This window comes from Rhodococcus sp. H36-A4, from assembly GCF_027158005.1.
GTDB lineage: Bacteria > Actinomycetota > Actinomycetes > Mycobacteriales > Mycobacteriaceae > Rhodococcoides.
On sequence record NZ_JAPVLQ010000002.1, the window covers coordinates 299,582 to 324,775 of the forward strand.

Annotated in this window: 23 protein-coding genes; 6 read left to right on the top strand and 17 right to left on the bottom strand. The window is 62.1% G+C overall.

The features are described 5' to 3' along the window. Window positions 1-3: 3 nt before the first annotated feature. The 5 genes from O1W68_RS06235 to O1W68_RS06255 form a co-directional block, all read right to left on the bottom strand. Complete coding sequence (locus O1W68_RS06235) at window positions 4-876, bottom strand: class I SAM-dependent methyltransferase (protein ID WP_269302029.1); 873 nt, start codon at window positions 874-876, stop codon at window positions 4-6. 40 nt (window positions 877-916) lie between these two features. Then, entirely contained in the window at window positions 917-1,723 is an 807-nt protein-coding gene (locus tag O1W68_RS06240; RefSeq protein ID WP_269302030.1) for an ABC transporter ATP-binding protein, read from the bottom strand. Further along, on the bottom strand, window positions 1,720-2,745 hold the full coding sequence (locus tag O1W68_RS06245) for a FecCD family ABC transporter permease (protein ID WP_269302031.1): 1,026 nt from the start codon (window positions 2,743-2,745) through the stop codon (window positions 1,720-1,722). Before O1W68_RS06245 ends, O1W68_RS06240 begins: the two co-directional genes overlap by 4 nt. Next, window positions 2,738-3,880, bottom strand: a complete 1,143-nt coding sequence (locus O1W68_RS06250; protein ID WP_269302032.1) for an ABC transporter substrate-binding protein — start codon at window positions 3,878-3,880, stop codon at window positions 2,738-2,740. The genes O1W68_RS06245 and O1W68_RS06250 overlap by 8 nt, the downstream gene beginning before the upstream one ends. Before the next feature lie 69 nt (window positions 3,881-3,949). Then, entirely contained in the window at window positions 3,950-4,282 is a 333-nt protein-coding gene (locus O1W68_RS06255; protein WP_269302033.1) for a cupin domain-containing protein, read from the bottom strand. Window positions 4,283-4,476: 194 nt separating this feature from the next. Between O1W68_RS06255 and O1W68_RS06260 the strand changes: the two genes are divergently transcribed. After that, a complete protein-coding gene (locus tag O1W68_RS06260) occupies window positions 4,477-5,181 on the top strand; it encodes a Crp/Fnr family transcriptional regulator (protein WP_269302034.1) in 705 nt (234 codons plus the stop codon). Window positions 5,182-5,372: 191 nt separating this feature from the next. Here the strand turns inward: O1W68_RS06260 and O1W68_RS06265 are convergent, their stop codons facing one another. Both O1W68_RS06265 and O1W68_RS06270 read right to left on the bottom strand, forming a co-directional pair. Further along, window positions 5,373-6,455, bottom strand: coding sequence for an inositol-3-phosphate synthase (locus O1W68_RS06265; RefSeq protein WP_269302035.1), 1,083 nt, complete (start codon window positions 6,453-6,455; stop codon window positions 5,373-5,375). Beyond that, window positions 6,448-7,035, bottom strand: coding sequence for a PadR family transcriptional regulator (locus O1W68_RS06270; protein WP_084345956.1), 588 nt, complete (start codon window positions 7,033-7,035; stop codon window positions 6,448-6,450). The genes O1W68_RS06265 and O1W68_RS06270 overlap by 8 nt, the downstream gene beginning before the upstream one ends. A gap of 288 nt (window positions 7,036-7,323) precedes the next feature. On the opposite strand from O1W68_RS06270, the gene O1W68_RS06275 reads away from it, so the two are divergent. The 3 genes from O1W68_RS06275 to O1W68_RS06285 all read left to right on the top strand — a co-directional run bounded on the left by O1W68_RS06275 (window position 7,324) and on the right by O1W68_RS06285 (window position 12,199). Next, window positions 7,324-7,755, top strand: a complete 432-nt coding sequence (locus O1W68_RS06275) for a DUF5318 domain-containing protein (RefSeq protein WP_269302832.1) — start codon at window positions 7,324-7,326, stop codon at window positions 7,753-7,755. A 739-nt stretch (window positions 7,756-8,494) separates the two neighbouring features. Then, window positions 8,495-10,591: a transglycosylase domain-containing protein gene (locus O1W68_RS06280; RefSeq protein ID WP_269302834.1), complete on the top strand. Its 2,097-nt coding sequence runs from the start codon at window positions 8,495-8,497 to the stop codon at window positions 10,589-10,591. Between the two features lie 9 nt (window positions 10,592-10,600). After that, complete coding sequence (locus O1W68_RS06285; RefSeq protein ID WP_442972290.1) at window positions 10,601-12,199, top strand: glycosyltransferase family 87 protein; 1,599 nt, start codon at window positions 10,601-10,603, stop codon at window positions 12,197-12,199. Here O1W68_RS06285 and O1W68_RS06290 read toward each other — a convergent pair. The 7 genes from O1W68_RS06290 to O1W68_RS06320 all read right to left on the bottom strand — a co-directional run bounded on the left by O1W68_RS06290 (window position 12,196) and on the right by O1W68_RS06320 (window position 21,396). Further along, the gene (locus tag O1W68_RS06290; protein ID WP_269302838.1) at window positions 12,196-13,398 is read right to left on the bottom strand and encodes a TerD family protein; all 1,203 of its coding nucleotides are present in this window, start codon (window positions 13,396-13,398) and stop codon (window positions 12,196-12,198) included. The genes O1W68_RS06285 and O1W68_RS06290 overlap by 4 nt on opposite strands. A gap of 134 nt (window positions 13,399-13,532) precedes the next feature. Continuing rightward, complete coding sequence (locus O1W68_RS06295) at window positions 13,533-14,288, bottom strand: ESX secretion-associated protein EspG (protein WP_269302036.1); 756 nt, start codon at window positions 14,286-14,288, stop codon at window positions 13,533-13,535. A gap of 17 nt (window positions 14,289-14,305) precedes the next feature. Next, on the bottom strand, window positions 14,306-15,790 hold the full coding sequence (locus O1W68_RS06300; RefSeq protein WP_269302037.1) for a hypothetical protein: 1,485 nt from the start codon (window positions 15,788-15,790) through the stop codon (window positions 14,306-14,308). Between the two features lie 128 nt (window positions 15,791-15,918). Further along, window positions 15,919-16,767 carry an HAD family hydrolase gene (locus tag O1W68_RS06305; RefSeq protein ID WP_269302038.1) on the bottom strand — a complete coding sequence of 283 codons (849 nt, stop codon included), beginning with the start codon at window positions 16,765-16,767 and terminating at the stop codon, window positions 15,919-15,921. Further along, window positions 16,764-19,091 carry a phosphoribosyltransferase gene (locus O1W68_RS06310; RefSeq protein ID WP_269302039.1) on the bottom strand — a complete coding sequence of 776 codons (2,328 nt, stop codon included), beginning with the start codon at window positions 19,089-19,091 and terminating at the stop codon, window positions 16,764-16,766. The genes O1W68_RS06305 and O1W68_RS06310 overlap by 4 nt, the downstream gene beginning before the upstream one ends. Beyond that, window positions 19,088-20,245 (bottom strand): HpcH/HpaI aldolase/citrate lyase family protein, encoded by a 1,158-nt coding sequence (locus O1W68_RS06315; RefSeq protein WP_269302040.1) that lies wholly within the window; start codon window positions 20,243-20,245, stop codon window positions 19,088-19,090. The genes O1W68_RS06310 and O1W68_RS06315 overlap by 4 nt, the downstream gene beginning before the upstream one ends. A gap of 47 nt (window positions 20,246-20,292) precedes the next feature. After that, entirely contained in the window at window positions 20,293-21,396 is a 1,104-nt protein-coding gene (locus O1W68_RS06320; RefSeq protein WP_269302840.1) for a hypothetical protein, read from the bottom strand. 262 nt (window positions 21,397-21,658) lie between these two features. Between O1W68_RS06320 and O1W68_RS06325 the strand changes: the two genes are divergently transcribed. Both O1W68_RS06325 and O1W68_RS06330 read left to right on the top strand, forming a co-directional pair. Next, on the top strand, window positions 21,659-22,234 hold the full coding sequence (locus O1W68_RS06325; protein WP_084345828.1) for a TerD family protein: 576 nt from the start codon (window positions 21,659-21,661) through the stop codon (window positions 22,232-22,234). A 108-nt stretch (window positions 22,235-22,342) separates the two neighbouring features. Further along, window positions 22,343-23,440, top strand: a complete 1,098-nt coding sequence (locus tag O1W68_RS06330; RefSeq protein ID WP_269302041.1) for a DUF475 domain-containing protein — start codon at window positions 22,343-22,345, stop codon at window positions 23,438-23,440. Between the two features lie 21 nt (window positions 23,441-23,461). On the opposite strand, the gene O1W68_RS06335 is transcribed toward O1W68_RS06330, so the two are convergent. The 3 genes from O1W68_RS06335 to O1W68_RS06345 all read right to left on the bottom strand — a co-directional run bounded on the left by O1W68_RS06335 (window position 23,462) and on the right by O1W68_RS06345 (window position 25,146). Continuing rightward, on the bottom strand, window positions 23,462-23,722 hold the full coding sequence (locus tag O1W68_RS06335; RefSeq protein WP_269302842.1) for a helix-turn-helix transcriptional regulator: 261 nt from the start codon (window positions 23,720-23,722) through the stop codon (window positions 23,462-23,464). Between the two features lie 224 nt (window positions 23,723-23,946). Continuing rightward, the gene (locus tag O1W68_RS06340) at window positions 23,947-24,315 is read right to left on the bottom strand and encodes a response regulator transcription factor (protein WP_269302042.1); all 369 of its coding nucleotides are present in this window, start codon (window positions 24,313-24,315) and stop codon (window positions 23,947-23,949) included. A 138-nt stretch (window positions 24,316-24,453) separates the two neighbouring features. Next, the gene (locus O1W68_RS06345) at window positions 24,454-25,146 is read right to left on the bottom strand and encodes a response regulator transcription factor (protein WP_269302043.1); all 693 of its coding nucleotides are present in this window, start codon (window positions 25,144-25,146) and stop codon (window positions 24,454-24,456) included. Window positions 25,147-25,194 lie beyond the last annotated feature (48 nt).

Sequence of the window (25,194 nt, forward strand, 5' to 3'; positions counted from 1 at the left end):
ACTTCAGGACCTTTCGATGTCTCCCGAACCTAGTGCGTCGATACTGTCTGGCTTCACGGCGATCACTTCGATCGCTGAAAGATGGTCACGATATTTGGTGAATGTTGTTCGCATAGACAGGATCCGGCGTCGGGCATCCCCCTCCCGCGCGACATTCGCGACGAATTTCAGCGTTCGCAACAGCCCCTCGTCGGCGAAGATGCGCCGTGGCTCGAGCAAGGCCATCGGCGCGAAGCCCACGTGTTCGATCTCGAATCCGGCCGCTCTGAGAAGGTTGGTCCATTCCGTCGGGGTCAGCGGCCGAGCGTTGACCTTGATCGACCGGGCAAGATCCTTTCGGATTTCGTTCTTGATCGAGTCATCGAGATCATTCGGCTCGATGGCAAGTTCGTGAATGGCGTATCGGCCGCCCGGGCGCAGCACGCGCAAGGCTTCGGCTGCTATCTCGATCTTGTGGCGGTCGGTCTGCATGGTAAGCATCGCTTCTCCGATGACCACATCGGCGCTGCTGTCCGGGAGTCCGGTGCAGCTAGCGTCGCCGCTGACTACATCACCCTGGTGGCCGATCGCGGAGCGCGTCAGTTCGGCCGCATCGGGGTCTGATTCGACACCGACGTAACTGGATGGGTGCAGAGCAAGGATCGACTTCGCCGTCTTACCCAGTCCTGGGGCGAGTTCCACGACATCGGAATCTTGTAGGGACGCAGCATCGAGCATCTGCTCGGTGAGTTTCTTACCTCCGGGACGCAGTACACGTTTGCCCAGCCGCGCGAGCAACCAGTGACCCGGCAGGTCTGCGATCTTGCGTTCGGAAAAGGGAAGAGTGTTGCTCTCGTTTCGATTCTCGTGGTTGTCACTGCGCTCTTCGGCGTTCATTCTTTTGTGGTCCCTTCTTGGTTTTCAACGGTTGGGATGTTCAGCGGTCGGTCTGCGCTGCGACGCGAAGTGGCAGCACGCTCTGGTGGCTCCGGCCATCGATCTCGATGCGAGCAAGATGCACGTCCACGCCGAACACCTCCCTCATGTGATCGATGGTGATGACTTCGTCGGTCGGTCCGTGACGCGGTTCGTGATGTGCGTTCAGGAGCAGCGCTGTGTCCGCGATACGCAGAGCGTGCGTCGGGTAGTGCGTGTTCATGACCACTGCAATGCCGTGTGTGTGAGCGAGAGAATCGAGTAGATCGAGCACCACTAGCTGATTCTTGAAATCCAGTCCCGTCTCGGGTTCATCGAGCACGAGCACGGACGGTTCGGCAACGAGAGCCCGCGCGATGAGCACCATCTGAAATTGCCCCCCACTCATTTGTCCGCAGGGCACGTCGCGCAAATGGATGATGCCGATCTCCTCCATCACCCGCTCGGCCATCGACGTCTCGCGCGTGCTCGGCTGAGCGAAGGTCGAAAGGTGAGCGCTGCGCCCAATAGTGACCATGTCGATTCCTGTCAATGACACGGAGGCGGCATTGCGCGCCTGGGGTACATAAGCGACGTTCCGCCACAGTTCGGCTGGACGCATCGTGCTGATATCGGTTCCATCGAGCGTGCTCGATCCTGACGTCCAGCGCAGTAACCCGACCATGCACCGAAGGAGCGTGGTTTTCCCGACACCGTTGGGTCCGAGAATCGCCAGGACCTGGCCTGGGTCGAGGGCCAACGAGATACCGTCGAGAATTGGCAGCTGTGGTCCGTATCGGAAAGTGCCGGATTCGATAGCCAGTCTCATACCCATTTTCCTCCTGTCCTACGTAAGAGCACGATGAAGAATGGGGCACCGACTACTGCGGTCAATACCGAAATCGGTACCTCCGATGCTGAGACGGTGCGTGCGAGAGTATCGATGACGACCAGAAAGATGGCTCCCAGAAAAATACTCACGGGAACGACGAAACGGTTGTTGTTGCCGCACAGCATCCGAGCGCAATGTGGGATGAGCAGCCCGACCCATCCCACCTGACCGCACATCGAGACGCATGAGGCTGTGATGAGCGTTGCTGCGACGATGATGACACCGCGCGTCCCACGAATGTTCATTCCCGACGCCCGTGCCTCATCGTCACTGAGAGCGAGAATATTCAGGCGCCACCGAAGTAGGACGATGATGACGACGCCGAAAAGTATCAGCGGGCCCCCGACTATAAGTCCCTGAGCACTCGCACCCGCGAGGCTTCCCATCAGCCAATAGGTGATTTGTGGCAGTTTATCGTTGGGATCGGCGGTGTACTTGAGAATCGAGAGCAACGCATTAGCGATTGCCGCAACCACTACCCCCGAGAGAATCAGCATGACCACGTTGCTTCGGCCGTTCGTTCTCGCGATCGCAGTAGTGAAGGCAACGGCCGCCAAACCACCTACCAACGAGACCAGCTGAACACCGATCATCGGAAGACTTGCCACGAGAGCAAGGACAGCACCTACCGAGGCCCCTGCCGTAACGCCGAGAGTGTCTGGTGTAGCAAGTGGATTCGAGAAGATACTTTGAAATGCCGCGCCGGCGCAGGCAAGCCCAGCGCCAACGATGATCGCAAGTCCGATGCGCGGCAACCTCAACCCGAAAACCACGGAATCCAAGACAGGGCTCACCGCGTCGCCACCCAGTCTCGATCCGATTGCCGCGAAGACTTCCTGTAGCGACAGTGGAAAGCGCCCCATCGCCACACATGCTGTCGCAGAGATCACCAGTGTGACTACGAGGGCCACGGGCACCCACCACCGCAGGCGCCCGTCGCTGACGACAAAATCATTCATTCGAGAAGAGACCCTGGTAGATCGCGTTCGCCTGGTCCCCGCTCAACTCGTATCCGTATACCTGCCGGTAGTAGTCCTGCGTCTCGGCAACCAAATCGACGTCGCTGAACTCATCGGGGTAGATGACCTTACCTAACCAGCTGGTCACCAATGGCGCGTCCGGGTTCGGGGTGAACCAACTCCACATTCCCAGATCGGTGGAATAGACCTTCTTCTCCTGCACCGCACGTAGGGACGAAAGGTTCAATCCGTCAACGGAATTGGACAGAACTTGATCGGGGGTAATGCCGGCGGGTCCCGATCCCCCGATCAGAACCACGTCAGGATCCCACGCCAGAATTTGCTCGGCGGTCACGGCAGCAAGCCCGCCTTGGGCACCTACTGCGGCATTGTCTGCGCCGGCCGTTTCAAGCCAGTAGTAGCCGAAGAAAGGAGTTTCACCCGCTACCCGAAGTGTTCCAGCTGCATAGTTGTACACGATCAGTGCGTCTTTTTTCGCACCGCCGGCGATATTGGAAGTCCTACTGAGCGTGTCGGCCACCGTCTGTTCACCTCGAGCGATGACCGAGTCCATCTTCCCCGGCTCTTGAAACACTTTCTCGAGTAGCTCGAGCCAGTCCTTGTACACCACAGTGGGATTACCGCTGGTGGAAAATCCGACTGCGGGAATTCCGGCGGCTGCAAACATTTGAGCGTGTTCGGTGTTATTGGCGTTGTAGAACACCACATCCGGTTCGAGAGTGAGCAGTGTCTCGACATTGAGCTCGCCGTTGTCGTAGTAGCTGGTGTCCACATCCAGAATTTCTGGCGCCATCTGCGCAACTACCGTGTTCTCCAGCGATCGAACCACCGCATCCGACATTCCGACGAGATGCGGGGCGCTGCCCTCCTGATACGCCACGTACGTCGAGGCCAGGGGGATCTCGTCGAAGGCCACCCGTTGTATGTCCGAGGGAATACTTACTTCGTTTCCGGTGTGGTCGACGATCGAAACGGTGCCCGCTGCGGAACCATCAGCTGTGGTGTCGTTGTCGAGCGTCGAGGAGTCGGTATTCGCCGTGCACCCGACCACGGCCATGACCACGGCGAGGGTCGTCGCGCCGGCGAGGATGAGATCGGGGAACCTACGTGACATGGGCGGACTTCCTTCGAACTAGCAGGAACGCTGGGGGTGCCGGTCGGCATGATGGGAGCGTCACGTGCTCTAACCGACCAGCGTGATGATCAACCGGGCGCGTTCTATCGCCGTGACTTCATGCGGATTTTCTGCAGCAATGTGCAGGATTGCACCTGTCAGCAACGTGTGAACTTCGCCGTCGACAGCGAAGTTCACCGATCCCTGCACCACCTGAACGATGATCGGGACCGGTGCCTGGTGTTCCGCCAGCACGGCGCCCTCGTCGAAAGCGAGGTGGCGAATGCGAAAACCCGGACCGTCGAAGGTTCGATGCGGTGAAACACCACCTTCTCGAATCGGGTTCTGTTCAGATAGTGCGGCCAAACCGTGGGAAACGAGAATTGATGACCGATCGGACATTGTTTTCACTCTCGTCGGGGTTCACCGTGCATGGAGGACAGTCCTCGTTGGCAACGGCGGAACAAATCGATACAGCTGAACAGCACATCGGAGCCTAGGTACTGTTAGCCTTGCCTTACTTGCGAAGTAATACTCGCATCATCGGCACTCGATGTCGGTTGCCATGGCAACGTTCGACGGGAGAGGTACATCTCATGTTCGATTCAGGCATCGAAGACCGCGCCTGGCTGCCGGATGTCATGGGCAGTGAGCTGTTCGCAGGATTTACGGTGGAAGAAATCACGATGGTGACCGAATGCTTGGGCGCCCGTTTGATCTCTTTCGATCACGGCCAAGTTCTGATGCGCGGCAACTCACAAACCAACGTCGTAGGACTCGTAATCGATGGATCGGTCTTCGCCAGCACTATCGACGGCAAGGGAGTACGTAATCTTGTCAGCGCCGTCGAGGCTCAGGACGTGTTCGCCGAGGACATGCTTGCCCATGAGCTGCATCACACCGAAAATACTGTGACCGGGGCAATCCCCGGCCGGGCGCTATTCCTCGGAATGGACAAGATCGTCCGCGCACCGGGCCCTTTGTGCCACCTCAGGAGTCGCGTCGTCGAAAACCTGTTTCGTGTCATGTCGACGAAGAATCGAATGCTGCACGAGAAGCTGTCGATGGTTTCGCGAAAGTCATTGCGCGAGCGAATCGTTCTTTTTCTCGGCGATCAACAAGAAAGAACCGCGTCCTCGCAGTTCACGGTGATCTTCTCACGCGCAGAATTGGCGGACTACCTCAACGTGGACCGCACGGCGCTCTCCCGCGAGTTGATGCGAATGAAGCATGAAGGGCTGATCGACTTCTACCGGAACAGCTTTTCCATAAAATTGCCGCTTACCGCTGCCACAATGTGAACCGGACAGGTCCCCGGCTCGAATGCACGGATCTGCTGAATCTTGTTGTCGGTCCACGGTACTGGAACGGTGGGTGCCTTCTCACACGCGTCGCCGACGTGGAGGGATGTGCCACAAAAGAAGGTACCGACTTGCCCAGGTGAGTGGAGACACGTCCTGAAGGACGTATTTCCACTCACCTGCAGGGTTGACTACGCGTCGATGATGAACGCTTCGAGCTGCGTGCGCGCGACGTCGTCGGCGAGCTGCTTGGGCGGGCTCTTCATCAGGTAGGCAGACGCCGGGATGACCGGTCCACCGATGCCACGATCGAGGGCGATCTTCGCTGCGCGAACCGCATCGATGATGACGCCGGCCGAGTTGGGCGAGTCCCAAACCTCGAGCTTGTATTCCAGGCTCAGTGGCACGTCGCCGAAGGCGCGGCCTTCGAGCCGGACGTAGGCCCACTTGCGGTCGTCGAGCCAACCGACGTGATCCGAGGGTCCGATGTGAACGTCCTTGGCGTTGAACTCCTTCTGGAGGTTCGACGTCACTGCCTGGGTCTTGGAGATCTTCTTCGACTCGAGGCGGGTGCGCTCGAGCATGTTGAGGAAGTCCATGTTGCCACCGACGTTGAGCTGCATGGTCCGGTCGAGCTGGACGCCGCGATCTTCGAACAGCTTCGCCATGACGCGGTGCGTGATGGTGGCGCCGACCTGGCTCTTGATGTCGTCGCCGACGATGGGGACGCCTGCGTCTTCGAACTTCTTGGCCCAAACCGGGTCACTGGCGATGAAGACGGGCAGAGCGTTGACGAATGCGACGCCTGCGTCGATCGATGCCTGCGCGTAGAACTTGTCGGCTTCTTCGGATCCGACGGGAAGGTAGGAGACGAGGACGTCGACCTTCGCGTCGCGGAGGGCCTGGGCAACGTCGACTGCTTCGGCGTCGGCCTCGGTGATGGTCTCGCGGTAGTACTTGCCGAGTCCGTCGAGGGTCGGTCCGCGGAGTACCTGGACGTTCTTCGGCGGTACGTCGGCGATCTTGATCGTGTTGTTCTCGCTGGAGAAGATCGCGTCGGAGAGATCGAAGCCGACCTTCTTGGCGTCCACGTCGAACGCGGCGACGAACTCGACGTCGCGGACGTGGTACTTGCCGAACTTGACGTGCATGAGGCCGGGAACGGTGGTGTTCTCGTCGGCGTTCCGGTAGTACTCCACGCCCTGGACCAGGGATGAGGCGCAGTTGCCCACACCCACAATGGCCACGCGGATGGCGTTGCTGTTCTCACCCATGGTCGGGTTCTCCTTCTGTCTTGGAAACATTGTTCGGATTCGTGGTGGAGGTGACGGACGGGCCCGCCTGCTCGGCTGCGATTACTTCGTTGAGCCACCGCACTTCGCGATCGCTCGATTCGAGGCCGAGTTGGTGAAGCTGACTGGTGTACCGGTCGAGCGTCCCGTTGGCTCGCCCCACGGCGTCGCGGAGTCCTTCACGGCGCTCCTCGACCTGGCGTCGCCTGCCTTCGAGGATGCGCACCCGGGCTTCTGCCGGTGTGCGACTGAAGAAGGCGAGGTGGACGCCGAATCCGTCGTCGGTGTAGTTCTGTGGTCCGGTGTCGGCAACCAACTCTGCAAAGCGCTTCTTACCTTGCGGAGTGAGCTCGTACACACGCCGTGCCCGACGTTTCACGAGGGTGTCCGGCCCCGCATCCTCGGCAATCAGCCCGTCCGCCTGTAGGCGGCGTAAGGCTGGATACAACGAGCCGTACGAGAAGGCTCGAAATGCACCGAGGAGTCCGGTCAGACGCTTGCGGAGTTCGTATCCGTGCATCGGCGCTTCGAGGAGCAAACCGAGGATTGCGAGCTCGAGCATGCGACCCTCCTCCTCTGATGTCTGTACCGCAATTGTTGATGCGATTGCCAAGCATATACACAAAATGTATCGACCCGATATAAGTTTGGACATATCTGGGCCTTCGGGTAGCCGAAAATGCAGTCCGAAGCTCGCGTGCGAGACCTAGGCGCTCGCAAGTGGTGAACGCTCCGGCAGAGGTGAAGCGCCGTGGGCGGAGCCAATTTCAGCGAGAGGTGGCGCGCCGTTGTCACATCAGAGTCGGGATGCCAGGTTCGCAAGTCTGCGGCCGCACGTACTCTGGTCCTCGTGCGACTTCAGCGACAGGTGGTGGACTACGCCCTTCAGCGACGGTCACTGCTCGCCGAAGTTTATTCGGGCAGGACCGGCGTGGCTGCGGTGTGTGATGCCGATCCCTATCTACTACGTGCGGCCAAGTTCCACGGCCGCGGTAGCGACGTGGCGTGCCCGATCTGCCGCAAGGAGCAGCTCACCCTCGTCTCGTGGGTGTTCGGCGAGAAGCTGGGGACACTCTCGGGTTCGGCGCGGACGTCGGACGAACTCGTTCGCCTCGCGGCAACGCAGGAGGAGTTCTCTGTCCACGTTGTCGAAGTCTGCCGTTCCTGCAGTTGGAATCACCTGGTCCAATCCTATGTACTAGGTGCAGTTCCCGCCCCGAAGCAACCGCGACGGCTCCGATCGGGATCTCGCGAACCGAACCGTCGAACAGCGAGCGAGTGAGACACACCGCGTCGCTGACAATCCCGGTCGGCATACGGATGTGCCTGCCGCAACCACTGGAGACCTGTACGTGAGTTCCCCCTACGACAACACGCCTGGTGGCCGCGACAACACGCCAGGCGGCAGCGACAACACCCCAGGCGCTGGCGGCCCGCCCCCCGGTCGTCCGCCGATGGGCCCACCCCCGGGCGTTCGACGCGACGCGCAAGGTCGGCCTCTCGGTCCCCCGCCAGGACGACCGCAGGGTCCGCCTCCGGGTCGGCCGCAGGGTCCACCGACGGGACGGCCGCAGGGTCCACCGACGGGTCGGCCGCAGGGTCCACCGACGGGTCGGCCGCAGGGTCCGCCTCCGGGTCGGCCAGGCCCACCGGCAGGAGGCCAACAGGGTTCGCCGCCGGGACGTCCTCTCGATCCGCCGCTCCGACCACAGGGCCCCCCGCCGCAGACCCGCCGACCCATGCAAGGCGGTCCGCCTGCAGGCCGTCCGCCTGCAGGCAACGGCCCGGCTGGTCCACCTCCCGGGCGCCCTCCGCTACCCATCCGCGGCCCCGAAACGGGCCCACCGGTTGCACGCGGTGCCGGTGGGCTTCCGCCGACCGGACCGCCGGACAACCCGCCCCCACGTTCTTCGGGCAATGAACCGCCCGAACCGCCCGAGAGAGGTTCCGCCGCGAACACGAAGAAGAAGTCCAAGTGGCGGCCCGTCCGTCGCACGCTGTATGCGCTGATCGCGTTGGGGATGATCATTCCAATTCTCGCATTCATGGTCGCCTACACGGTCGAGGACGTCCCACGCCCGGGCGACATCAAGACCAACCAGGTCGCCACAATTCTGGCGTCCGATGGTTCGAGTGTGCTCGGTAGGGTCGTGCCCCCCGAGGGCAATCGCACCGATGTGTCGATCGAGCAGGTGCCGTTGCACGTGCGCAACGCGGTGCTGTCAGCGGAGGACAGGGACTTTTATTCCAATCCCGGCTTCTCGGTCACCGGCTTCGGACGCGCATTGCGTGACAACGTTCTCGGACGCGACAGTGCAGGTGGTGGCTCGACCATCACCCAGCAGTACGTCAAGAATGCCCTGGTCGGATCCGAACGCACCTTGACGCGAAAGATGCGCGAGCTCGTCATCTCGTCGAAGATGGCTCGTCAGTGGTCCAAGGACGACATCCTGGCGGCATATCTGAACACGATCTACTTCGGCCGAGGTGCGTACGGGATCGCTGCCGCGTCGACGGCGTATTTCGGCAAGCCGGTCGACCAGTTGACTGTCGAAGAAGGTGCCGTGCTGGCGGCCACCATTCAGCAGCCGTCCGGCCTGGACCCCGAGTTCAATCCGACCGGTGCTCAGACGCGGTGGAACTATGTGCTCGACGGTATGGTTTCGCAAGGAAATCTGGAGCAGGCGCAGCGTGCAGCGATGCAGTACCCACGTTGGGTTCCCGCCTCACAAGCCGAAACCGGCGACAGTGACTCCGGCCCCAACGGGCTGATCAAGTCCCAGGTTCTGCGTGAACTATCAGCTGCCGGTGTCAGTGAACAGGACCTCAATACCGAGGGGTTGCAGATCACCACGACGATCGATCCCGTGGCGCAGGCCGCAGCGATCGATGCGGTCGACTCGAACATGGAGGGCGAGCCCTCCGAGCTGCGTGCGGCATCCGTCTCGGTCGACCCACGCACCGGCGCGGTCAAGTCCTACTACGGCGGCTCGGACGGCGGCGGATTCGACTTCGCTCAGTCGGGTCTGCAGACGGGGTCCTCGTTCAAGGTCTTCGGCCTTGCGGCGGCACTGGATCAGGGCATTCCGCTTTCGCAGATGTTCGACAGCTCGCCGCTTACCGTCAACGGCATCCCCATCAGCAATGTCGAGGGCGAATCCTGCGGAACCTGCACCATCGCAGAGGCGCTCAAACGCTCGCTCAACACGAGCTTCTATCGCTTGCAGTTGTCGATGGACAACGGTTCGCAGGCGATTGCAGACATGGCACACAAGCTCGGAATCCCTGAGGAGATCCCGGGCGTCGGTCCCACGTTGACCGAGCCGAACGGTGCCGGACCCAACAATGGAATCGTGCTCGGCCAGTACCAGTCTCGCGTGATCGACATGGCCTCCGCCTATGCGACGCTCGCTGCGTCGGGTGTCTACCACGCGCCGCACTTCGTGCAGCGCGTCGTCACGGCCGACGGTACGGTCCTGTTGGATCGGGGTGCCGAGGCAGGCGAACAGGTCACCTCCGCCGCTGTTGCAGACAACACCACCGCTGCGATGCGGCCGATTGCCGGATACTCCAAGGGCCACAATCTGGCCGGCGGCCGTCAATCCGCCGCGAAGACGGGCACTGCACAGCTCGGCGATACCGGCGAGAACAAGGACGCCTGGATGGTCGGTTACACCCCCTCGCTGTCGACGGCAGTATGGGTGGGAACCGAGCAGGGACTTCCTCTGCAAAACAGCTACGGCGGATCGATCTACGGTTCTGGACTCCCGTCGGATATCTGGAAGGACACGATGGACGACTCGTTGGAAGGAACGTCCAACGAGAACTTCCCGACTCCCGAGCCGATCGCCGGTCAGGCTGGTGTGCCGCAGTACTCGGCTCCCGCAGCCCCGGCCACGACACCCAGCGCAGCAGCAGTGGTGACGCCACCACCACCGATCACGTTGCCGATCCCAACGGAGATTTCGCCGCCCGTCGTGATCACACCGCGCCAGGTCGAGATCCTTCCGGGGGTGACGATTCCGCTACCGGGCCTCGCTCCGGCGCCGGCGCAGTCGCCCGAATCCGCCACACCACAGACGCCCGAAGAAGAGCTCGAACCTGCTCCGGCTCGGTAGCGTGACCGGGTGAGCGACGACAGATCCATCGAACCCGGAGCCTTCGAACCCGGAGCGAGGAAAGTCGTCGCGAGTCCGGGACCGTTGGCACCCGACCGATCCTCGAACGTGGCCCGAGACCTCCCGGGCGCGAACGACCCGATGACCGCAGAGTTCGCTGCGGTCATCGGTGGGTCGGCGGGCAAGCACGCACTGATCGGCCGCCAGCGATTTCTGACGCCGCTTCGGGTGGTGTTGCTCCTCGCCGTAGTGTTCCTGAGCTTCGGTTGGTTCGCCAAGGCCGGCTGTATTCAACAGGCACCCAACGGAGCAGAGGGATCGCTGGGTCTCGACTGGAGTGGTAGCCGTCAGTACGTTGCAATGTGCTATTCCGACACCGTTCCGTTGTACGGCGCAGAGCGCTTGGACCAGGGCGCCTTCCCGTACAAGAAGTCGTGGGAAGAAGTGGCCGCAGACGGAAGCACGCAGATTCGCTACATGGAGTATCCGGTCCTGTCGGGGATGTATCAGTACGGCTCGATGGTCGTGGCCAAGGCGTGGAGTTCGATCTCCTGGCTGCCGCAGGCGCTCTCGGTGGTGATCTACTTCAACGTCGTCGCGATCGGGTTGGCCCTTGCATGGTTGGTCACCGTCTGGGCGACAGCGATGTCGGCCGGCCGGCGCATCTGGGATGCGGCGCTCGTGGCAGGTTCACCGCTGGTCATCGTGCACGGTTTTACCAACTTCGACGCGCTGGCAACAGCTTTCGCCGCCGTGGGAATCTTGGCTTGGGGGAGGAAGCGACCCGTACTGGCCGGTGTCCTGCTCGGTCTCGGCGGCGCGACCAAGTTGTATCCCCTGCTTCTCTTGGGCCCGCTCCTCGTATTGTGTTGGCGCGCCGGGAAGATGCGCGAATGGTTCCTGACCGCTTCCGCCGCCCTCGGAGCGTGGCTGGCCGTCAATCTTCCTATTGCACTCCTGTTTCCGAGCGGATGGTCGGAGTTCTTTCGGCTCAACTCCATGCGCGCTGCCGACCCGGATTCGATCTACAACGTCATCTCGTCGTTCACCGGATGGACTGGATTCGACGGAACCATGTATCCGGGTGACAAACCGCTGTTCCTCAACGCCGTCACGATGGTGCTGTTCGTTGCCGTGTGCGCCGGTATTGCCTACATCGCGATGAATGCTCCGATGCGTCCGCGATTGGCACAGTTGAGCTTCCTCGTCGTCGCCGGTTTCCTACTGACCAACAAGGTGTGGAGTCCGCAGTACTCACTGTGGCTCGTGCCCCTGGCTGTGCTCGCACTACCGCATCGAAGATTGTTGTTGGCGTGGATGGTGATCGACGCCTTCGTCTGGTTCCCCCGGATGTACTACTACCTCGGTGTCGCTGACAAGGGCATCCCGGAGCAATGGTTCACCGCGGCCGTCGTCGTGCGTGACATCGCCGTGATCGCACTGTGTGCGTTGATAGTTCGGCAGATCTATCGCCCGGACGAGGATCTCGTGAGACTGGGCGGGGTGGACGATCCGGTGGGAGGAGTGCTCGACCATGCGCCGGATGCGCATCGGGTCACGAAAACCACCGCACCGCAGGCGGTTTCCGTGCCCATGCGCGTGGACTAGATGTACTTGCCGAGATGCGGAACTGCTTCGCCTGCGTGCTTGGCGGCGATGCCGTCACCGATGGCCTGAAGCTTCCAGTTTCCACCCTCGCGGTAAACCTTTGCCATGACGAGTCCGGTGAACGGCATCCCGCCCTGGAGAGTGAAGCGGGCGAGCTCGGTGTTGTTGGTGTCGTCGACGAGGCGGCAGAATGCGTTCTCGACCTGCTCGAAAGTTTGCCCTCGGTACGAGGTCACCGTGAACACGATCGCGGTTACATTCGCGGGAACACGCGTGAGGTCTACGTTCACTACCTCGTCGTCGCCTTCGCCGGCGCCGGTCAGGTTGTCGCCCTGATGCAGGATCGACCCATCCTTGGCCTTCAGCTGGCCGTAATACACGACATCTGCCACGTTGCGCCCGGCGAACATGATCGCCGACGCGTCCAGGTCGATGTCCCCGCTGCGTCCGCCACCGCCGAAGAAGCCGGTCTTCTTGGGCGCCGCCACCGGGTCCCATCCCAGACCCATCCGGATCTTCGTCAGCGCGACGCCACCGTCCTTGCGCAGTGTGACCTTTTGACCCTTGGTCAGGCTGACCGGACGGGCCTTCGTCAAACTGACCTCGGATGGGCCGGACGGCGGTGGTGTCGGTGCGGGCGGGGGTGTGGGTGCAGGAGGAGTCGGTGCGGGAGGAGGAGTCGGGGTTGCCGGTTGCGCGGCGGGAGCGTCGTCGACGGACACACCGTGGTCGGTGACGAGTGCAGCGAAACCGCCGGAGTAGCCCTGTCCTACCGCGCGAACTTTCCAGGTGCCCGAGCGTCGATACACCTCGATTGCGATCACGATGGACTCGCTGCTCAGGCCGTCGATGACGTACTTGTACAACACGTTGCCCTGCGCGTCGGCGATGCGAGCAGTGGGCGGTGCGCCTCGGCCGAAGCTGCTCGACGCGTCGTCGAGGGTGATGACTGCGCGGATCTGTTCGATATCGGCGGGGATTTCGGTCAGTGCGATCGATAACTGTCCGGGTTGTCCGGTGGCGCCGGGAGCCAGAGAAACACCAGGCCCGGTCGGTTGATTGAAGAAGACGAAGTCCGCGTCGGTGCGGACTTTGCCGTCCCCGGTTACCAGGAGTGCCGACAGGTCGGCAGGAGCGCTGAGCTGCACGGATACGACCACATTGTTCACGGTGATCGGACCGTTTTGTCCCTTCGCCAAGGGCTGACCGGCTGGAGCAGACAATGTGTGTCCTTTTCGATGAGAGCGGGTCGTGAAGTGCGAACACCAATGTACTGGGTCGAAATGTCCGAATGCTGTGGACGAAGTTCCACCACCGGTGCCGGTCGCCGGCTTCAGTTCTCGGCTGCCAACTCTGCGGCGAGCCTTCGGACTTCCGCGTCCACGTCGGAATCGGAGGCGGGAATGACGCTGACAGTGGAACCTGACCGGACCAGGTATCGACCGTCATCGGCGTTGTCCACCCAGTGAAAACCAGCCAAGTTCTTTTCCACTCGATTGTCGGTGGTCTTGCCAGGGCAGAGAAGGATTTCGCCAGCGCTGGTTCGACGTCGGCCGAGGAGACGGTCGAAGTGCTCCCTGGAGGTCGACCCTGTGGCGCTGTCGAACACGACGGAATTCGCAGTCGATCGGCCGATCGGAGAAGGCCGCGGAATGTCGATGCGAGGGTTGGTGCCCTTCGGGGATTCGGGCAGTGCGCCCAGCACTCCATTCACCGCTCGATACGAGGCGGCCAAGCGAACCGTCACCGGACCGCCAGAGGAATCATCGAGTCCGGGTTGTTGGATCAGCACCACTGCACTGTCGTGTCCGATCGCGGCATGGCCACGGATCTTGACGTCGGCGGAGCCGTCGGCTGCACTCGTGCTCCTCGTATGGCCGACGACTTCGATTCGAAGCCGCGGGTCGAGAAGGATCCGTCCGGCCTCGCGCAGGTCCTCGTCCATCTTAGTCGCGACGCCGATGGACGCCTCGTGGCATTGACGGTGATACTCGGCCGCCGAGCGTGCGGTCGCACGAATTTGCAGTGGGAACGGCAATCGATCGCGCCCGAACTGTTCCATCATGACCCGAAATTCGAGGCCGGTCATGCTCCATTCGCGCTCGTTCACCCGCCTAGCACCGGTGGAACGACAAGTGGGAGCGTGCCGATCAATTCGTCTCCATTGACGGCATCGACCAGGTAGCCGGGCGTCTTGTGGATGTCGTCTGCACCCCCCGGCCCACCGCGACCTGCGCCAGGCGACATTCCGCCCATTCCAGGGGCACCGGCACGGCCTGCGGCCGTACCCGTCCCTCCGGTCGATCCTTGGCCCCCAGCCGAGGCACCGCCCTGGCCAGGAGCTCCGAGAACCGAGCCGCCGACTCCGGGGCGACTCAACCCCCCGATGCCCGACCCCGAACCACCCGACCCCGAACCACCCGAGCCCGAACTACCCGAGCCAGAACCACCTGAGCCCCCGCCGAACCGAGAACCGGTACCGCCTGAACCACTGCTCCGGGAACCTGAACCCCCGGCACCTGAACCCCCGGCACCTGAACCGCCGGGACCACCGAGTGGACTGCCGAGCACCGAGCCACCGGGTGAGGACCCCGCTGGTGGTGAGCCGGAGGGGGCATTCGCCCCTTGCTGTGCCCCGGCCGGACCGGTGGGCGGCTGCGGCGACTGTGGTGCCTCACCGGGCGCCCAATTCGACGCCTCTGTCCCGATGTCCTGAGCATCCGATGCAGGAGACCGAAGAGCGCCGCCGTCGGAGGCAGGTGAACCGGTCTGCCCCGAAGCATCATTGCCGGATTCGGGCCCAGTGGCCGATGCGTCTGCTCGGGGGAAAGGTTGCGCGTTGAAGCCGGGGCCCTTGGTGCCCGGTTGATGCCTGGCGGCATCGCCTGCGCCACCGTCGGTGACCGGGTCGAGCGCGGTCGGCAGAATCGGAACTTGGTCGTCGGATTGATGTACGACCGGCATGTACACGCTGCGCATGACCTGGCGCGCAGCTTCTTCCGCCTCTTCACGTGCGTGTTGGGCCTGCTTCAACGCACCGGGCACGATAAAGCCCGGAACGGCGTCGAGCACTTTCTCGAACGGGCCGGTAGCCAGCGGAGGCGGAACGCTCGCCTTGGTTTGCTGAAGCCCCGTATATGCCTCGAGCAGCTTGTTCGCCACAAGATGTGCAGTCGTTTTCAACTCTGCGGTCGACTTCGTGTACGCGTGAACACCGTCGACTGCGGCGGTGGCTGATGGGCCCTGCCAGCTGGTGCTGTTCACCGCGGCCATTGCCTGAGCGAACTGATCGGCGCCCTCGGCTGCATGGGCTCCGATCGCTCGCCAGTTTTTGGAGGACTCCTCGGCCCGTTCAGGTTGGAACTGTTCGACTTTCCCGAAGATCTCTCCATGCGACATTGCCTCGAACGGGTCGTCGTCGAACACTGCCTTGGGCTCGTAGCCTCCGCCGTAGGCGTAACTGTCCCGCTCTTGGTAGATGACGGCGCGCGTCAGGTCGCCGAACTCCTGCACCGACATGTCGCCGAACCCGCTGATGCTCTCGAGTGAGCGCAGGGTCTGCTGCAGTTCTTGCGAGGGATCAGGGCTCATGCCTGATGCTCCGGATCATGAGTCGGCGTAGAACCCGATTCTGCGGATCTGACACGATTTGCGCCCGTCCAGGGCCTACCTTGCGAGCCCGTGCTTCCCCAGCCCATGCCTGTACCCCCGTGTGTGCGTCAACCCCTTGCCTTGTTCGACGCAGCGGACGCACGGATGGTTCCATCGACTTCTCGAGCCGACTCGGCATGCAGCCAGGTGAGAATCTCCTCGCCCGCGAGCCCACCCGCCGCCGTCGTGACCACCAACCCGTCGTGCCGAAAGTTTTTCGCCTCCAACTCGCCGTGCCGCGGCCTGATGGACCGGTCGGCGGCGATGAGCATCTCTGCATCGAGTGCGCCGTCACCCGCAGCAAGCGTGAGGGCCCCGTCGTCGAGAATGCCGTCGTCGATGCAGCGGGTGAGAACTTCGGCGACGGCGCGACTCTTGCAGACGACGTCGGGCATCGTGTAAATCTTGCGGCCCTGTTGCGAGACGTTCCATCCACGCGCGGCGCACCACGAAGACCAGTCCGCGAGGAATTCAGGCGGAACCGCTGTGGGCTCGACGACGAGGTAGCAGAAGAGGTCGTCCGCAGTCCGACGCTTGAGAACCCAGTCGCCGCGGGTTCGACGCGTCAGTTCCTCACGGACTCCGTCGAGATCGATGTCCGAGAAACTGGAACGCCATGCACGGTCGGGTTCACCGTCGACGAGGATGTTGCCGCCGTTGCTCGTGATCGAGAACCGCCAGGGCGCGCCGGGCAGTGAGATTCGCTGGAATTGCTCGATCGTGCGTGTCGTCGTCGGCACCACGACGGCATCGGCGGTGAGGGTGCGCAGCGACTCGGCGGCGGTGGTGGTCATGTAGGACAGTGGCGCTCCGTCGAACATTTCGACGCAGACCACGCTGTCGTCGACCTCGAACCCCAGCGCGGCCGCGGAGAAGATCATCGTACGGTCCAGGTCGACCGCTACGAGGCTGTTCATGTGACATCCTTGATCAGGCCCATGCACGAATATGCCAGGTCGGGCACCTCGATCACCGGAACATCTCTGGCGGCAGCCAACATTCGGATGTGTCGGTGCTCGGGGGCATCGAGTTCGCGCACGAGAATCCGCCATGGAATTCGACGGAGAAGTACTCGCGTGGTTTCCCCTACACCGGGTTTGACGAAATTTACATGTGAGATCCCGAACTCTTCACGGACCTTCTCCACCGAAGCCCATCCGGTCCATGTCGGGGTGCGATCCGAGTTCGATACTGCGGTGACCGAGCGGGCAACGTCCTCGCGCACCGAGTCGAATTGTGCTGACACGGTGTCGAGCAGATGATTGGACACGTCGTCCGGTGCAAGGTCGGCGTAGTACTTGGCGCCGTGAAATTCGCCGTCGTCGATCAGGTCGCGGTTGAGGACCGTCCGGGAGACGAGACCGGAGACCGTCGAATTGAGGCAAGCAGATGCGATGAGGAAGTCATCACGCGTGCCGTAGGTCCGCGCGCAGTGGCCAGGGTCGGCCAGAACTGCGAGATCGCTGTTGAATTCTGCGCCCTCGAATGCTGTTAGCGCAGCCGTCAATTCGCTGGCGATGGCACCCTTTCCCGTCCAGCCGTCTACGAAGACGACCGACCGGGGATCATGATTGTCCGCGAGGTATTTCAGTGCGACAGTATCGATTCCACGGTCACGGACGATCGAGAGGGCGTAGTGCGGCAGTTCGAGTCCATGCGCGTGGTGTGCCCAGCGGCGCATCAGTATCCCGATCGGTGTGCCGGCTCGAGCCAACGATGCGAGAACGATGTCGTGCCCGCGCTCGGCCAGAACGAGTTCGGTGACGGTACCGACTGCGACTGCTAGTCGAGAAGCACTGTCCTGCAGAACTTCTTCGAACAATTCTCGGTACGCGAGATCGGGCTGAAACTCTACGGGCAGCGATTCGGCGTAGTGCGCTGTGCCGGCTTGAATTCGTTTCTCTCGCTCACCGACATCGGCTTCGAGCTCTACCCCCGAGAGGTCCTTGAGCAGCCACGTCACCTCGCCAGGGGCGTAGGAGCCGAATGCGGGCCCGGTGAGGGGCACCGCGCGACGCGACACCGCGAGGGCTACCGGATCGGCACCGGTGATGACGACCACGAGGACATCGGAGCCGGAAGCGGCGAGAGTGCGAGCGGCACCACCTTCGCCGAACAGACGGTCGGTGTCCGCAGGCTCGTCGACCACGAGAATCAGCAACGCATTCTCGGGACCGTCCGCGTTGTAGACGTACCGAGCCTCGAGTTCGCCGTTCTCCGGCGCCAGAAACTGGAAGCCACGACGCAACGGATAATTCGGTGTATCGAGTACGTAAGCCGGTGACCGAGTGGTGGTTTGGAACAATGCCGGATGACCACCCGCACGGAGAATCAACGCGAGGCGAAGCGGCAAGTACATCAATTCTTCGTGGCCGAGGACCACTACGGGCCTGCCGACGGGCACGACGGTCTCGACGCGGGCGGCAACGTGAGCGATCGCGTTCTCGAAGGCCGGAGTGTCGAAGGAAAGGAAGCCGTGACGGCCGCCGTCGGGAACGGTTGCGGGCCACTCCACATCGAGGCGGGCCACGGTGCCCGCAGTCTCCGCGGCGGGATTGAATGTCGGGTCCGGTAGTCCGGTCACATCACCGACGAGTCCTTCGGCCAGTTCGACGCTGCCCTGCGCGAGGCTGACACTGACGATGGTGACGCCGAGTTCGGTCGCGACGGCTTCTGTCTCGAGAATGTGCTTCTCGCTTCGCATGTCGACGAGCGAGGCGATCACGTAATGTGCACGCGGAGTGACGGCGTGGACGGAGCGGATTGCTTCGAGTGCCGTTTTCCCGGTGGATATCTCGTCGTCGACCAAGACGAGGGGAAGCGGAACGGCCATGACGTCCGCGGACGTCGGCAGCAGTTTGTGATCCGTCGCGTGTGAATGACCTTCTTGGAACTCGCCGTACACCTCCAGGCCGGGCACGTCGCGACGCGTCGAATGCAGGTAGGAATACGCGTTGAGTCGCGCCGCCACGCCATGTCCCAAACCAGTTGCTGTTTCGGCGAACCCGAGCACGACGACGTCCGATCCACCGACCGCGTCGAGTACGAGCGTCCCGAGCTGGTCGGCTGCGGCGGTCACGAGTTCGGGGTCGACCGGTATGTGTTTTCCGAGTACCTCCGACACCAACAGATGCGCACGCCTGGGGTTTCGACGCAACCCGGGGCGGACGAGTTGCTCTACCGACCACTCCGAGGACGTGCCGGTGCCGGTGACTTTGATGCCGTCGGTCGGGTTGTTCATCGGTCCGCCAGAGCGGTGAGTACGTCCACGAACGTGATCTTTTCATTGGTGACGCCGAAAGCATCGGCACGCAGCAATGTCTGGCTCGCCCAGTTACGATGTGGTCCAAGCTCGTTCATCTTGTTACCGTAGCCCGATGCCCGGACGCCTCCTGCGTCGGATTCCAAGATGTCGAGCGCATCGTGGTACTCCTCGTGTGTGACTGCAGACAGTGCATGTACGGCCGGAACGTGAGATGGATGAATTACCGTTTTTCCTTGAATCCCGTTGGCGCGGTCCAATGCGACTTCGCGAAGTAGGGCGTCGAGGTCACTGCTTACGAGCTGCTGCCGAAATCGAACTGCCCCGGGTTCGACGAACGGGGTCTGTCTGAGCATGGGCCGGAACATGCGTTCGTGATCGGCGAAGTACTCCCATACCGGTCCTGTGATGACGAATCCGGTTTCGTTGTTGCGCCCGAGGTGGTTGACGATGGCACTGATGACGTCGGCGACGACTCGGACGTCGTAGATGGTCAGATCTCGGTCGCGGCGGATACCGAACATGCCGCACATGTCGGTGGCGCCGATACGCACCGCGAGTACTAGGTCACTGTGTGCGAGAAGCAGTTCGCGTACCGCGACGAGTTCGGTGTCGCGAGTCTCTCGAAATACGACCTCGGCGGATTCGAGAACAGGCATTGCGAACAGTCGCTTGCCGTGATCTTTGGAACCCGCGGCGATGGCGTCGAGGAAGGAGGCGCCGTTGGCGGCGGTGAACTTGGGCACCACGAAACCGGCGAGGCCGGCGGCACCGTGAGCGATCTCGGAACAGATCTTGCGAATGTGCTCCGGAGTACGGGCCCGAACGAACGCCAGCGCGGTGAAGTCCTCGGCCGTGGCCAGCTCGTCGAGTGTCCGCACGGTGTTGGCGAGGGCCTCTTCGAGATGGTGATCGGCGACGGCATCTTCGAGATCGATAACCAACGAGCAGACGCCCATGCGGCTGCGTTTGATCAACGTCGCGGTCAGGTCGGTCCGTGTCGCAGGCATGTACAGTGTCGCGCCGAGTGCCGTTGCGACACTGACGATGTCCGCATCGACGGCAATGTTCTTGGGTGGCCGGAAGAACAGTGCGTCGTGCACTGCGGGGTCGAGATGTCGAAAGTGTTGCACCGGGCGTCCTTAGCGTTCGTGAGCAAATGAATTGTGGAGTTCGGCAATCAGCGAGCCGAGCCTCGCATCCTGTCGACAACCCCGGAAATGAAGCCCGAAATGGTATTCAGATCTTGCAGGTAGGACCAGTAATCGGGGTGAGTTCCGGATAGTGCATTGCTTGCTCTCTCGATTCGAGCCAGCTGAGCATCCAATACCGATCCCCACTCTGCAACCAGGCCGCGGTTCACGGCCAACTGTTGTGCGTCTCGTAACGTGAAACGTACCGCCCGTTCCTTCTCCCGTGGGTTTGCCTTCACCGCACGCAGCAGTTCGACTCGATCGGTGACGGCATCGACGAGGGCCTCGGCGTCGGCAAGGCGAGCGCGAGCTTGTGCGATGTAGTCGAGAGCCTGTTCGGGGTTACTCGCGTCGGCGGCCGCCCGCGCGGCGGCGAGGTCTTCCGAGGCCTGCTCGATGTAGCGGGCGCTCATGTGCTCGTTGGCCGAGAGGTCGGCGGAGCTGGCGACATTGAACTCGCGGAGCAACGTCGAGAAGGCAGGTGCGAGTCGTTCGAAGCGCGTGCGGACAGCCTCGAGGCGTGTGCGGACCGACGAGAGGGCCGAGCGCGCTTCCTTCGCTCGGGCCGGAGCGGCTTCGAGAGCAGCCTCCAGCGCTGCTGCGGCCTCACGAACTGCGGCGGCGGCATTTCGGACGCCCAGAGCGTCACCTGACGCGGTGGCGCCGTCGAGGGTGGCAACGCCGGCGTCGAGTGTCTGCCATGCAGCTCGTATCGACGGGTAGTCGGTAAAGCTGTCATCGGCGGCCGCGACGGCCAACTGGGCCTTCTCGGCAAGAGCCTTGGCATCCTGAGCCAGGCGCGGGGTAGCGGCGAGCGTGGAACGTGCTTGTTCGAGGTCGATTCGGTGCGCTTGGTAGAACTCGTCGACGGCGCGACATGCTTCGCCCAGCGCTTGCGTCGCGGCGTCGAATGCGTGCTGTGCCGCAGGGGTGGTGATGCCGTCGAACTGATCCACCGCCGCCAAGTAGGCAGCGCCGGCTTCGAAACACTTCTTTTCGGTGTCGTGCCACAAGGACGTGATGTCGCGTGCGGGAGTGAGAGCCCGGATTGCGTCGACACCCGTGGACGCGATCGACTGTCGTTTGTCCATGTCGAGGAAGGCAGCGACGGCGCTCTCCTGTGCTGCGCGCGCAGCAGACTCCGATCCACCTCCGCGGCGGAAGGTCCCAGGCCAGCGACTTGTCACCCGCTCGATAGTACTGACGGGAACTTCCCGCCGTGGTGTGCACGTTGCCGTAGTGCAACTACGACAAACAGGATCGGGCCTGCGGTGTGACCGCGAGCTCCTCACAAATCGGACAGATGACCACTACGGTGGAAAGTCGTAGCGGAATCCACACGAAAGGACAGACATGGGCGTCAGCCTCAGCAAGGGCGGCAATGTTTCACTCACCAAGGCAGCTCCGAACCTGACCGCGGTCACGGTCGGACTCGGTTGGGACATTCGAACGACGACCGGAACGGACTTCGACCTCGACGCCAGCGCCATCGCGCTGAACTCGACGAAGAAGGCATTGAGCGACGGACACTTCGTGTTCTTCAACAACCTCAAGTCCCCCGACGGCTCGATCGAGCACACCGGCGACAACACCACAGGTGAGGGCGAGGGCGACGACGAGCAGATCAAGGTCGATCTTGCTGCCGTCCCGCCGGAGATCGAAACGATCACCTTCCCCGTCTCGATCTACGACGCCGACGCGCGGTCGCAGTCGTTCGGGCAGGTGCGCAATGCGTTCATCCGCGTGTTGAACCAGGCCGACAATTCCGAACTCGCCCGCTACGACCTCAGCGAGGATGCCTCTACCGAGACCGCCATGGTTTTCGGTGAGCTGTACCGCAACGGTGCCGAGTGGAAGTTCCGTGCCGTGGGCCAGGGCTACGCCTCCGGCCTCGCCGGAATCGCTCGTGACTTCGGCGTGAACGTCTAAGGTTCGTAAGTCGAACTTCGATAGGGGAAAATCCCGCCGCATCATTCATGATGTATCGGGGTTCTCCCCTATTTGTTTTTATTGCTGCCAAGAGAAAGGCCACCGACAGTGGTTCTACGGATATTCGGATGGTCCATCGGAGTCACGATTGTTTCGGTGATCGTCGCCTTCCTCTACGGTGGCCTCGAGGCGATGATTCTCGTCTTGATTCTTGGTGTCCTCGAAGTGTCTTTGTCGTTCGACAACGCGGTCATCAATGCCACCGTGCTTCGCCGAATGAGCGAATTCTGGCAAAAGATATTCTTGACCATCGGCATTGTCATCGCAGTGTTCGGTATGCGGTTGCTCTTCCCGCTCGTCATCGTCTGGGCCGCATCCGGTCTCGGACCCGTCGCAGCGATTCAACTTGCACTCAATCCGCCGGAGAACGGTGCTGCGACATTCCCCGACGGCAGTCCCAGCTACGAGACCCTCCTCACCGATGCGCATCCTCAGATTGCTGCGTTCGGTGGCATGTTCCTGTTGATGCTGTTCCTCGGATTCATCTTCGAAGACCGTGAGATCACCTGGTTGAGCTGGCTCGAGAAGCCGTTGGCCAAGATCGGCAAGCTCGATCAGCTCGCTGTCGTCGTGGCTGGTCTGCTGCTGGTGCTCAGCGCGGAGTTCCTCGCCGACGACGACAAGATTTCCACGGTCATGGTCGCCGGCGTGCTCGGCATGATCACCTACATCGCCGTCAACGGACTGGGTGAGTTGTTCCATACCGACGAAGAGGGCGAAGAGGCATCGAGTGGTCCGAGCGAACTGGCCAAGGCGACCGGCAAGGCCGGGTTCTTCCTGTTCCTCTACCTCGAGGTCCTCGACGCTTCGTTCTCGTTCGACGGTGTCATCGGCGCTTTCGCGATCACCGCGGACCCGATCATCATCGCCCTCGGCCTCGGATTCATCGGTGCGATGTTCGTCCGATCCATCACGGTGTTCCTGGTCCGCAAGGGCACGCTGTCCGATTACGTCTACCTCGAGCATGGTGCGCACTGGGCCATCGGAGCACTGGCGATAATTCTGCTGGTATCGATCGGAGTGGAGATCAACGAGCTGATCACCGGCTTCGTCGGCATTCTGTTCATCGGCGCTGCTCTGATCAGCAGTATCAGGCGCAACAAGAAGCTGGTCGAGCAGGGTGAGGACACGAAACTCACGGTGTAACGAGTAGGGGAAATCCCTCCGTCACCAATGGTTGAGCTTGGTGTGGCCGTCCTGTAGCGCGCGAGCGAACAGGGCGGCCTTCGTCGATGCAGGCCTACCTACCGCCGCGTACTTGTGGCGAATGCGAGTGAGATGAGTGTTGACGGTGCCGACAGAAATGCGGACCGTAGATGCGGCGTCGGCTTTCGAATCCGATGAGAACCACGCAAGCATGACTTCGACTTCGCGGGCGCTGAGCGCGGGTCTGCGATACAGGTATCCATCGAGTTCGCTGGTCGACACCGAATAACGTGCAGACTCCGCTCCTGTATCCCGCGCAATCGTGGGTGGACGTGGCGAACTCGACAACGTGTACCTCCTGCAGTAAGAAATCCAGCACCAGAGACGTTCTTCCCCCCATGCCGAGCGCCCGACCGCCCCCGTCGATACTGCGCGCGCAACCGGCATCTGAGAAGGGGTGTACCGAAATCTGTACACAATCAATACGTCGGTCGGCGCTGAAGTACCTACAGCTCCGCGATATCGATCATCCCGTCCTGCAGAGCCCGCGCCACCAGCGATGCTTTGGTCGAGGCCGGGCGGCCGACCGCCGCGTATTTCGCCCGAATTCGCGTCAGATGTGTGTTGACGGTGCCCAATGACAGGAACAGAGACTTGGCCACCTCGGTTTTGGAGTCGCAGCGGATCCAACCGGTAAGCACCTGGATTTCGCGTCCGGTCAACGCCGGTTTGGGCAGGAACGAGCCCGACATTCCGGCGACAGGACGAGCCTGAACCGGCGGCGCGAGGCTGATCTGTGGGCGTGAAGGACGCTCGACGATCGGTGCCGAAAGACCGGACATACAGATAGCTGTCGCATCGAAACCTGTTGACATGGCGTTCTCCCCGTACTGGTGCGGCTGTGGCCTTTACTAACCGTTGACTCGAGTTTCACAGGTGGCGGGCAGGTTGTCTGCCCTCAAAACTAGGGGCATTGAATCCTTACCGACCTGGGCAATTCACCCCGAACGCCCTCAGTTCACCGGCGGCACTTCCGGCATCGGAAGCCATCCGTCTTCGACAGCTCGCTTGTAGAGATCGGTTTTCGTCGGCGCAGGGCGCCCCGCCTGGGCATACTTGTTTCTGATCCGAACCAGGTAGTCGTTGACGGTTTGCTCCGACAGCCCAGCCAGACGCGCGACGCGGCCGGCCTTCTCTCCCGACGCATACAACGCCAGTACTTCGCGTTGACGTGGACTCAAGCCGACATCGGGCAGTTGCGGGTCGCCGTCGATAGCCGCAGCCCAATCAGTGGTGACGACCTGGCCCCCGGCGGCGGCGCGTCGGATAGCCGAGACGATCGCTGCGGCGGGCTCGGACTTGCGGACGACGCCCAGAACTCCCGCCCTCGCGGCGGACCGAACGAGAAACGGATTCTCGGCACCGGTGTACACCAGGACCCGAGCACCTGCGGCGTGCAACTTCTCGACATTCGAACGCGGTGAAGACCCGTCGCCGAGACGAAGATCGAGGACGACGAGGTCCAGCTTCGGACCCGAGACCAGAAGTTCGTCGACAGTGGCAGCGACAGCCACCAGATCCAGATCCGATTGGTCGGCGAGAATCGATCGAAGGCCAAGCGCAACCGACTCGTGATCCTCGACCAAACCGATCCTGCGGCGAACATTGCCTTCGGTCGGCATCGATCCCCCCGAGCCCTGCGTCATGCTCCGCCTCCGCCCAGCCTCACGACAACTACTTCGGCTGCCTACCGA